13 protein-coding genes are annotated in these 10,174 nt (G+C 25.6%); all 13 read right to left on the minus strand.

Annotated elements, in window-relative coordinates; all coding sequences use genetic code 11:
* Positions 1–128: 128 nt before the first annotated feature.
* Complete coding sequence (locus GIL12_RS09365) at positions 129–557, minus strand: Fur family transcriptional regulator (protein ID WP_163470215.1); 429 nt, start codon at positions 555–557, stop codon at positions 129–131.
* Positions 558–627: 70 nt separating this feature from the next.
* Entirely contained in the window at positions 628–1,077 is a 450-nt protein-coding gene (locus GIL12_RS09370; protein WP_163470216.1) for a GNAT family N-acetyltransferase, read from the minus strand.
* A gap of 13 nt (positions 1,078–1,090) precedes the next feature.
* Positions 1,091–1,828, minus strand: a complete 738-nt coding sequence (gene truA / locus GIL12_RS09375; protein ID WP_163470217.1) for a tRNA pseudouridine(38-40) synthase TruA — start codon at positions 1,826–1,828, stop codon at positions 1,091–1,093.
* Positions 1,828–2,553: a 1-acyl-sn-glycerol-3-phosphate acyltransferase gene (locus tag GIL12_RS09380; RefSeq protein WP_163470218.1), complete on the minus strand. Its 726-nt coding sequence runs from the start codon at positions 2,551–2,553 to the stop codon at positions 1,828–1,830. Before GIL12_RS09380 ends, truA begins: the two co-directional genes overlap by 1 nt.
* A gap of 8 nt (positions 2,554–2,561) precedes the next feature.
* The gene (locus tag GIL12_RS09385; protein ID WP_163470219.1) at positions 2,562–3,107 is read right to left on the minus strand and encodes a regulatory protein RecX; all 546 of its coding nucleotides are present in this window, start codon (positions 3,105–3,107) and stop codon (positions 2,562–2,564) included.
* Positions 3,079–4,152, minus strand: coding sequence for a recombinase RecA (recA, locus tag GIL12_RS09390; protein WP_163470220.1), 1,074 nt, complete (start codon positions 4,150–4,152; stop codon positions 3,079–3,081). The genes GIL12_RS09385 and recA overlap by 29 nt, the downstream gene beginning before the upstream one ends.
* 16 nt (positions 4,153–4,168) lie before the next feature.
* Positions 4,169–5,155 (minus strand): glycosyltransferase family 9 protein, encoded by a 987-nt coding sequence (locus GIL12_RS09395; RefSeq protein WP_163470221.1) that lies wholly within the window; start codon positions 5,153–5,155, stop codon positions 4,169–4,171.
* A 14-nt stretch (positions 5,156–5,169) separates the two neighbouring features.
* Positions 5,170–5,853 (minus strand): lipopolysaccharide core heptose(II) kinase RfaY, encoded by a 684-nt coding sequence (locus tag GIL12_RS09400; RefSeq protein ID WP_163470222.1) that lies wholly within the window; start codon positions 5,851–5,853, stop codon positions 5,170–5,172.
* On the minus strand, positions 5,846–6,865 hold the full coding sequence (locus tag GIL12_RS09405) for a glycosyltransferase family 9 protein (RefSeq protein WP_163470223.1): 1,020 nt from the start codon (positions 6,863–6,865) through the stop codon (positions 5,846–5,848). Before GIL12_RS09405 ends, GIL12_RS09400 begins: the two co-directional genes overlap by 8 nt.
* 15 nt (positions 6,866–6,880) lie before the next feature.
* On the minus strand, positions 6,881–7,924 hold the full coding sequence (locus GIL12_RS09410) for a glycosyltransferase family 9 protein (RefSeq protein WP_163470224.1): 1,044 nt from the start codon (positions 7,922–7,924) through the stop codon (positions 6,881–6,883).
* 30 nt (positions 7,925–7,954) lie between these two features.
* On the minus strand, positions 7,955–8,725 hold the full coding sequence (locus GIL12_RS09415; RefSeq protein WP_163470225.1) for a glycosyltransferase family 2 protein: 771 nt from the start codon (positions 8,723–8,725) through the stop codon (positions 7,955–7,957).
* Positions 8,726–8,740: 15 nt separating this feature from the next.
* Complete coding sequence (locus tag GIL12_RS09420) at positions 8,741–9,829, minus strand: polysaccharide deacetylase family protein (protein ID WP_163470226.1); 1,089 nt, start codon at positions 9,827–9,829, stop codon at positions 8,741–8,743.
* Between the two features lie 234 nt (positions 9,830–10,063).
* A partial coding sequence (locus GIL12_RS09425; RefSeq protein ID WP_203522595.1) for a hypothetical protein occupies positions 10,064–10,174 on the minus strand: 111 nt, incomplete at its 5' end.

The following is a 10,174-nucleotide window of genomic DNA, read 5'->3' on the forward strand; positions in this document are numbered from 1 at the left end:
AAATAGAATTTTAATTTATAGCAATTTAACAAAAATAAAAATTCCTTCAGCATAAAGCTGAAGGAACAAAAACATTATTTATTTTTTTATTTTTCTCCACCAACACCAGTTGACAAAGAACCTTTATTTTAAGCTATGGCTGAGCACTTTTTACAAAGGCCCTTAAAATAAATATGTGTTTCATTTATTTTGAAGTTTTGAAGCTTTTTAGATAACAGAACATCATCATCTAAAAAGATATCACAAACTTCTCCACATTTTTCACATTTAAAATGACCATGCATAGAAGTATTAATATCGTATCTAGTTTCAGTTTCTTCTATTATTAATTTTTGAATAAGTTTCTTTTGTATAAATAAATTTAAAGTATTATAGACAGTTGTTTTAGATAAGGTAGGGATTTCAGAGCATAAATTTTTATAAATAATGTCAACTGTAGGATGAATTCTATTTTCTATTAAGAAAGAATAAATTTTTAATCTTTGATAAGACGGTTTTATTCCTTTGCTTTTTAGAAATAAGCTATTGGTTTCAGAAACACTTGAAATTGAATTCATATTTGACCTCCTTTTAAATTGTAATCATTATAATTATAAAGGAAATTAATATGAAAGTAAAGAAAAAGATTTAAACTAATTTTTTTTCCATAACAAATCTATGAATGTTCTCACCATATTCATTTTCTTTTAAACATTTTAAATTATATTTATTTTTTTTATAAAGAGAAACAGCTTTTGTATTTTTAGGATCAACAGTTAAAGAAATATAAAGAATACCTTTTTTTGAAAAATAGTCTTCGCTAAACTTTAAAAGAGAACCTGCAATACCTTTATTCTGGTAAAGATTATTTACAGAAATTCCATATAAAAAAGCAGAAGGACGTTCAAAAGAAATTAGGAATTCCGCTGCTCCAATGACTTTTTCCCCCTCTAAAGCAACAAAAACTTTTCCAAAGCTGACCATTGGTTTTAATATCCATAAATCAACTCCCCCTAAATTCCCAAAAGTTAATTTTTCCATTTGAATAATTTCATTAATATATTTAGTATCATTAATTGAAATTTCTTTAATTTTCATAAATAAACATCTCCTAGTAATTTATTTTAAAAAGATATAAACCATAGGGATCAGCAACCTCAATTTTTCTAACTATATTAGGTTCTTTTAGTAATAATTCAATATAGTTTGATGGTTTTTTATTGAAATATATATCTAAAGCAATCCCCATGATAATTCTAATTTGAGTTTTTAAAAAAGCATTTCCTTCAATAAAAACAGATAATGTATAAGGGTCTTTTAAAGAAGTTTTAATATTAAAAATTTCTCTTATACTAGTTTTATTATTAGAATCCTTAAGTCTAAAATTATTAAAATCATGGATTCCAATAAGAGGTTTCAAAATATCACAAAAAATTAAAGGATCAATTTTTTCAGAAATATAAGTTTTATATTTTCTAGAAAAAACATCTTTTCTCCATGTTATCAAATATTCATAAGTTCTTTTTTTTGCCATATATCTAGAATGAAAGGAAATAGGAACCTCTTCTATATTAAAAATTTCAATATCATTTGGAATAAGATTATTTAATGCTCTTAATAGATTATTTATAGGGATATTAATTCCATTTTTTATTAAAAAATTTGAAACTTGTTCCTTAGCATGTACACCTCTATCAGTTCTTCCAGAACTTATTAAATTAATTTTATCTTTTAAAATTAAATTTAATGCTTTTTCCAATTCTCCCTGAACTGTCCTTTTGTTAGGCTGTTTTTGAAATCCGAAAAAACAGCTACCATCATAAGAATATGTAAGTTTTATATTTCTCATTAAAAATTCTCCTTGATTATTTTTTCAATAATTAAATTTATATTTTTATTAAATTTAGGATCTTTGGATTTTAAATCTATTGGGGAACCAACAGTAACACTTATTTTTTTAGAGAAATGTATTAAAGGGGACCCTTTTTTTTGAATGTTTAAAGTACCATTAATAGTAACTGGAATAATAATACCTTTACTATCTAAAGGAAGTTTAAAGCTACCTTTTTTAAAATTACCAATTTTACCATCATAACTTCTTTCCCCTTCAGGGAAAATAACAGTTGGATATCCTGCCTTTACAATAGAAACTGCCTTTTTGATACTTTTAATTCCTTCTCTAGGATTCTTTCGATCTAGAAAAACATAATTTCCTCTTTTCATCCATCTAGAAAATAATGGCCAAGTTTCCATTTCTTTTTTAGCTACAAATCCAATATCCAAAGTTTTAAAAACAGATAATAAAACAGGAATGTCGAAATTGCTCTGATGATTGGAAATAATAACAATAGGTTGAGATTTATCTAGAGTACTAATATTAAAATTGTCTTTATATTTCACATTAACTTTAATATTAAGAAGTTTAAGAAAAGAAATACTCATTTCCCTTAAATAAACACGAGCCTTTCTTATTTTAAAATCCTTGTTCTTATAAAACAGAAAAGGAAAAAAACAAATTTCTTTATAAATGAAAATAAATAAAATAAATAAAAATGAAAAAATAATTCCAAACATATAACCTCCTATAATTCATCAATAACTTTTTTTATATTTTGATATTCAAACCCTTTTCTCATAAGGGATTGTATCTTTTTATAGTCATCTTTATCCTTCATTTGAAGCCATTTTTTTTTAATTTCTTCAAATTCATGAGGATTATTTTCATTTAGAAGATTTGTGATTATGCTTTCATCAACACCTTTTAAGGCTAAGAAGTATTCTAGTTTTTTTCTGCCCCAATGGGTATGAGTATTAATAAAGCCTTTAGCAAATCTCCAATCGTCTAAATAACACCTGTCATTTAATAAAGATATTATGTCTGATATTATAGTAGGTTCTTTGTATTTTGTCAAAAGTTTTATTCTAAGTTCTTTAATACTGTAATCTCTTTTAGTTAATAACCAATAGGAAAATGAAAGAGCCGATTCTTTTAAGATTTCTAAATACAACTTATTCTCTAAACATTTTCCTTCAGTTAAATTAAGCTCTTTTATTTTATTTTTAGGGATTGAAAAACAGACATTATTTTCAAAATAAATTTTACTTTTCTGTATCTTGATTACTTTCATTTAAAATCTCTCCAGTTTGTGGATCTATAATTTCCTCAACAGGAATTAAAGATTTTTTTAAATCTTCGTAAATTTTATTTAATAAATCCGGTTCATCTTCCAGTCTGTTTTTAACATTTTCTTTACCTTGACCTAAACGTATATCCCCATAACTAAACCAAGCACCAGATTTAGCAACAATATCAGCCTTAATAGAAGCATCTAAAATTTCACCAACTTTTGAGATTCCTTTTCCATACATAATTTGGAAAGCTGCTTCTTTAAATGGAGGAGCTATTTTATTTTTAGTTACTTTAACAATAATTTCATTACCAATAATTTCATCACTTTGTTTAACAGATCCAATTCTTTTTATTTCCAGTCTTACTGAGGCATAAAATTTTAAAGCTCTTCCTCCTGTAGTAGTAGTTTGAGGTCCAAATCCGAATCCACCTATTTTTTCTCTAATTTGATTTATAAAAATAAGGGTAGTTTTTGATTTGTTTAATGTACCTGCTAATTTTCTAAGAGCTTTGGACATTAATCTAGCTTGTAACCCCATTTGTTGGTCACTCATTTCCCCATCTATTTCTGCTTTTGGAACAAGTGCAGCCACAGAATCAATTACAATAACATCAATTGCAGAAGAACGAACTAACATATCTGCTATTTCCAAAGCTTGTTCTCCATAATCTGGTTGAGAAATTAATAGTTCATCAATATCAACTCCAAGAGCCTTTGCATATTTTGGATCTAAAGCATGTTCAGCATCAATAAAAGCAACAATTCCATCCATTTTTTGAGCCTCAGCAATAATATGTAAAGCAAGAGTTGTTTTACCAGAACTTTCAGAACCATAGATTTCTATAATTCTTCCACGGGGAACTCCTCCAAGCCCAAGAGCATTGTCTAGATTCATACTTCCAGTTGGGATAACATCAATGTTCATAGCAGCATTCTGCCCCAATTTCATAATAGAACCTTCACCAAAATCCTTTGTAATTTGTTTTATCGCAGATTCAAGAGCTTTAGTTTTATCTAAAGAACTATTTTTTTTTGTAGCCATTGTAATACCTCCTTAATTAAATAAAATCTTTCTTTATTTTTTCTAAAATAAAATTTGCAGTGATATTTTTCATACATTTAAAATGACTTTTAGGGCATTTTAAATCTCCGTGTAAACTACAAGGGGAACATTTTACATTACTGTAGATTAATTTATTATTACTGTCATACTCAAACATGTTAGGATCAGTTGGGCCGAATATAACATAAGTTGGGCATTTAACGCCTCTAGAAATATGAAAAGGACCAGAGTCATTTGTTATAAGTAACTTAGAAATAGATAAAAGAGCTCCACTTTCTTTTAATGAAAGTTTCCCAGCAAGATTTATACAACTATTTTCACTTATTTTGTTTATTTTTTCACAACGGAGAATATCAGAGTCTCCGCCAATTAAAACAGTTTTAATATTATATTCATCATAAAGTTTCTTAGCTAAAGTTCCAAAACCGTCAGTTGTCCATTTTTTAGTTTCCTTAGAGGCTCCAGGAGCCATTACAAAATGAGAGGAATATTTAGATACAGATAATAAATTTTTTTTAGAAAAGGAAAAAGTTAAATCTTCATTTTCATAAGAAATACCCATAAAATCAAAGGGTTTAAAATAATTTTTAACAATAGTATCGTCAGCATGATATTTAATAAGTCTTAATTTAACAAAAATAGATTTCCATAATTTTCTTTTGGGATAAACTAAAACTTGAGAGTCTATATTTTTAGATATAATAAAAGATCTTAATTTATTATGTAAATCAAATACATAGTCATAATTGTTTTTAGAAAGTTCTTTTCCAAATTTAATAAGCCCTTTGAAGGAATCGTATTTTTCTTTATGAAAAATAATTAGGTTGTCTATATAGTCCAAACCTGAAATAGAATCTTTAAAATTATTCATAACTAAAAAATCAATGGTAATATTTGGATATTTCCTTTTTAATTGTTTTAAAATAGGTGTTGTTAGTATAATGTCACCTATGGAACTCAATCTTATTATTAATATTTTCACAATATATGTCCTTTCTATTTTTTGTTTCTTATTTTTTTTCTAAAGTTTCCCCACCAATGTAAATAAACATTTAAAAATTTAGCACCTTTATAAAAAACATTATTTTTGTCATAGTAGTTTCTTAAATCTTTATTACAACTTTCTTCAAGATAAATAAATTCATAAGCAGCTCCAAATTTTCCATAAATATTTCTAGAAAATTTACTATCAATTAAAAATATTTCATTGTTAGAAACCATGAAATTAGTTAATTGAGAATCTCCATGTAAAAAATGATAACTATGTATTTTATTTAAAGTATTAACAACTTTTTCAAGGTCATCTAAAGAAGATTCCCTCCCAGGGATATATTCTGAAACTAACAAGGAATCCAATGTCATACCATATTTTTTATATTCTAAAGAAAAAAATGGTCTTGGAGAATTAAAACCTAAAGTTTTTATTTTTTTTAAATTTTTAAATTCTCTTTTACTTTCTCCTTCTCTGAAAAAAGATAAAAGTCTTTGCCATTTTCTTTTGTTTTTTTCCCTAGGGATTTTAAGAATATAAGGTTGATTTTTTATGGAAATTAATTGTACTAAACTTCTATTATCATCCTTTAAAGTTTTTAAAATTTCAAAATTATTATTTTTAAATTCATTATAAATAATTTTAGAGAAATCATTAAAAAATATTTTAGATTCCTTATATTTAGCCATGTATATCAACACCTAAATAATTTATAATTTTTCTTAAAATACTATCAGGAGTAATATTTTTCATGCATTTAAAATGTTTTTCAGGACATGAAGTTCCTCCATGTATCCCACAAGGTCGACATTTTAAATTATTAGTTTCAAAAATTTCACAATTTAAGCTCCAAGGAAAAAATCCAAAAGATTTAACAGTGGGCCCAAATATTGCAAAAATTTTTGGTTTTTTAAAGGCAGAAGCAATATGGATAGGAGAAGAATCGTTTGTTAGAACAATATCTGATCTCTTTAGAATTTCAGATAATTCAAGTAAAGAAGTTTTTCCCCTAAGATCAATGGTATTTTCATTAAAAATAGGCAAATTAGTTTCTTCTTTTCCCCCAAGAACAATAACTTTAATAGAATCATATTTGTTTAAATTTTTAATTAAAATATTAAAATAATCAATTGGCCATTGCTTTGTAAACCATTTACTTCCAGGATTGATAGAAATAATTTTGTAATTATCAAGATTATTTTTTTCCCATATGGAATCTGCAAATTCTACATTTTTATCACTTGGGAAAAGCTCAATTTCATATCGTTTATTATTAGTTTTTTCACAATTAACAAATGAAAGTAATTTTTCCACCTCGTGTTTACTTTTATCATAATGAATTTTATCAGTAAAAAGAAAAGAACCAGTTGCAATATCATATCCTCTTCTTATTGGAGAACGGGATAACCAAGAAAGAATAGAACTTCTTAAATATCTATGAGGAGTAATAACAATATTAAAATTTTCGTATCTTAGACGTTTTCCTAAATCCCAAATACCTTTTAAACCTTTGTGTTCACCTTTTTTGTCATAAATAATAATATTATTAAGATTGGGATTGTTTTTCAAAATTTCAGCACCTATAGGAGTAGTAACATAGGTAATGGAACAATTATCATAACTTTCTTTAATTTTTTTTATAAGAGGAGTAGATAAAACTATGTCTCCTATAAAAGCTGTATGTATTATTAAGATTCTCAATAAGCTCACCTACTTTTAATTATTTAGTTTTTCTTCCAATGAATCTAAAATAAGAGCTTCAACTTTGTCGTTATAAGAAGAAAATAATTTATTTTTTTTAGAATATTTTTCTTTTGTAGATTTGTTAATACTATCAGGAATAATATATTTTGTATTTGGGTTATTAAATGTTCCCCATCTAATAGGGTGTTGAGTTTTTTTATCAGGGTATATTGCAACAATATCCTTTTTCAAAGCCCCTGCAATATGAGTAGGTCCAGTAGAACCTCCTAAAAAAACTTTAGATTTCTCAATAATAGCAGCAAGATTTAAAATAGAACCTCCATTGGCAAAAAGAAAAACCCTTTTTTTATTAATTTGTGTAATGATTTTTTCTCCACGTTCTTCCTCAGAAATATGGCAGGTTAAAATAATATCTATATCTTGAACACGATTATAAATCTTTTCTAACAAACTAGCATATTGAGAATCACTTATATTTTTAGCAGATCCCCCCATGAAAGGATTAACCACAAGAGTTTTAGTTCCAATATTATTAGTTGTATAAAATATATTTGCAACACTTAAATTTTCCTTTGTAAGAACTAGTGCATTATTTATTTCAAAATTTTCGTTATATTTTTCAGGATTTAACTTATAAACTAAATCCAAGTTGTACTCAGCTTCATTTTTAATGGATTTGGATCTTTTTTGAAAAACCCCTTTATTAAAAACAAAAAAAGATGAAAGTTTTGAAATAGGACCAATCCTATAATTAGCTTTGCTAGCTTTAGCTAATTTTGAGATAAAATTATCATTATAAAGGGCTATAAAAACATCAGCTCCAAAATATTTAATTTTTTCTAGTAATATTTCATGACGATAATCATCAATTTTTAAAATTCGATCTATATATGGTAAATTTTTTAAGATTTCATAATTATATTTTCTAACTAAAACAATTAATTCTGCTTCAGGAAACATCTTTTTTATCATAAAAAAGCTAGGAATGGATAAAATTAGGTCTCCAATTTTATCAGTTCTAGACACTATTATTCTTTTTATATTCTTTGTATTCATTATTTTCTCCTTGCTTTAGTTAAAAAATCATTATTTTTTTATGTAAGTATTGTGTTTATAGATTTCTCTTAATTTAAAGTATTTAACCATAGAGTACATAGCGCTAGCACTGGCAATCATAAGTCCTTCTATACCATCAAGAAAACCTAGACGGATAATATACATTTTTATAAATTTATATATGGGATTAAAGACAATTTGAAAACAAGAAGACTTTTTCCCCCTTGAATAGTATTCTAAGGCTCCCTCAGTTGTATAACGATTAAATTTATTAAAATAATCTTCTAAAGAAATGTAACTATGATGATAAATATCTTCTTTTAAGGAAAATATTTTTTTTTCAGTGATAAATTCTTCATGAACAGTGTTATTATTAAAGGAACCAGCTCCTTTTTTAAATAATCTTATTCTATAAGAATTACTCCATCCACCATATTTTAATTTTTTTCCAAAGCAAACAGAAGTAAAATTGATTTTGAAAACTTCTTGGTCAAAATATTTAGAATTTGATTTAATTTCTTTTATTTTTTCAATTAAGTTACTAGAAAGTTCTTCGTCAGCATCAATATTTAATATCCATTCTGAAGAACATTTTTCTATAGCTGAATTTCTTTGAGGACCATACCCCTTCCAAGATTCAGTAAAAAATTTTGCATTAAATTTAATAGCTATATTTTGAGTGTTGTCAGTGGAACCGCTATCAACTATGATAATTTCATCAGCAATGGAAGAAACTGCAGTAAGAGTTTTTTCTAAATTATTTTCTTCATTAAACGTTATTATAGCTACAGATAATGTCATAAATTCCTCCTAAGTTTAAGAAAGCCAACCGTATAGCTTTCCTAGAAATAAATTTCTATTTATAAAAAGATTAATTTTAAATTTAAAAGGAGTAAATTTTCTGAGTTCAATTCTTCTTATCATGTCCCAGTTAGGGTAATATGAATTGGTTCCTTTTTTAGTTGTAATAAAACCTTTTATTCCTAGATTTTTCAATAAAGATATGGATTCTTTGTCTCGATGTCCCCAAGGCCAACAAAAAAACAAAACAGGTTTATTTAAATGTTGTTCAATTAGATTTTTATTAGTAATAAAATCCTTTTTTATACGTTCATTTGCTTCAAAGGTTGTTTCATAAATAAAATAATTTTTTTTATGTTTTTTTATGAATTTGTTTCCTAATTTCAGCAAATCTTTTTTATTTTTCCCAACTAATTTCTTTTGATAATAATCTTCAAATAGATCAAAGAATTCAGGTTTAATAATAATTCCTTTTCCTGAATATTCTCCTCTTTTGGGAAATTTTGGGAATCCTTTTTTTATATGCTTATATAAAAAAGTATCAGTGCAGTCTCCTTCATCTTCAAGAAAAATATCTTCTAAATTATCATTTTTAAAAATAGCCATATGTTTATGAGAATGAGCTTGAAAATCTACTAAACCACTTTGAGACATTTCTTTTATTTGTTCCCAACTTAAATACTGTTCACTCCCAGCATTACCAGAAGATAAAAATTTTTTAATAGCTTCATTATTTGCAACTCCATTTGTTTCTATTTCAATACTTTTGCCACTATGTTTTTCTTTTATATAAAAAGTATTAAGAAAAATAGTAGCTTTCATATTATATTTTTTCAAAAGAGGAAAAACATATAAATAGTTGTCAATATAACCGTCATCTAAAGTTATAAGGGCAGAATTTTTATTGTTATTATTCCTATAGTATTCAGAAATTGTAAGGGTGTTAATATTTTTCTTTTTTAAAATTTGAAGATGTTTTTCAAATAAATCAGGTGTAATATTTGATAAATTATTAACTTGATGATAAAGAAAGATTGGAATTCCCTTTCTGTTAAAAAACATAATTACAAGTATTATTAATATTATTACGATTAATTTTATCATAGATTCTCCTAATTAAATATAATTGTAGATAACAATTTATCCACAGTATTAATTATATCAAATAAATCATTTTTTATAAAGAAATATCGAAAATAAATAGCTCTTAGACCTTTAACAGATTTTAGTCTTATATTGTATATAAATTATACTATATAAGACTAAAAAATAAAAGACTAGAGATTACTCTCTAGTCTTTTTTATTTTTGATAATATACATATTAATGTATATTAAATTTATTTAATTATTTCAGAAACAACACCTGAAGCAACTGTTCTTCCACCCTCTCTGATGGCAAATCTTAATCCTTGTTCCATTGCTATTGCATGGATTAATTCAACTGTTAC

The organism is Fusobacterium sp. IOR10 (assembly GCF_010367435.1).
In the GTDB taxonomy this organism is placed as follows: Bacteria; Fusobacteriota; Fusobacteriia; order Fusobacteriales; family Fusobacteriaceae; genus Fusobacterium_B.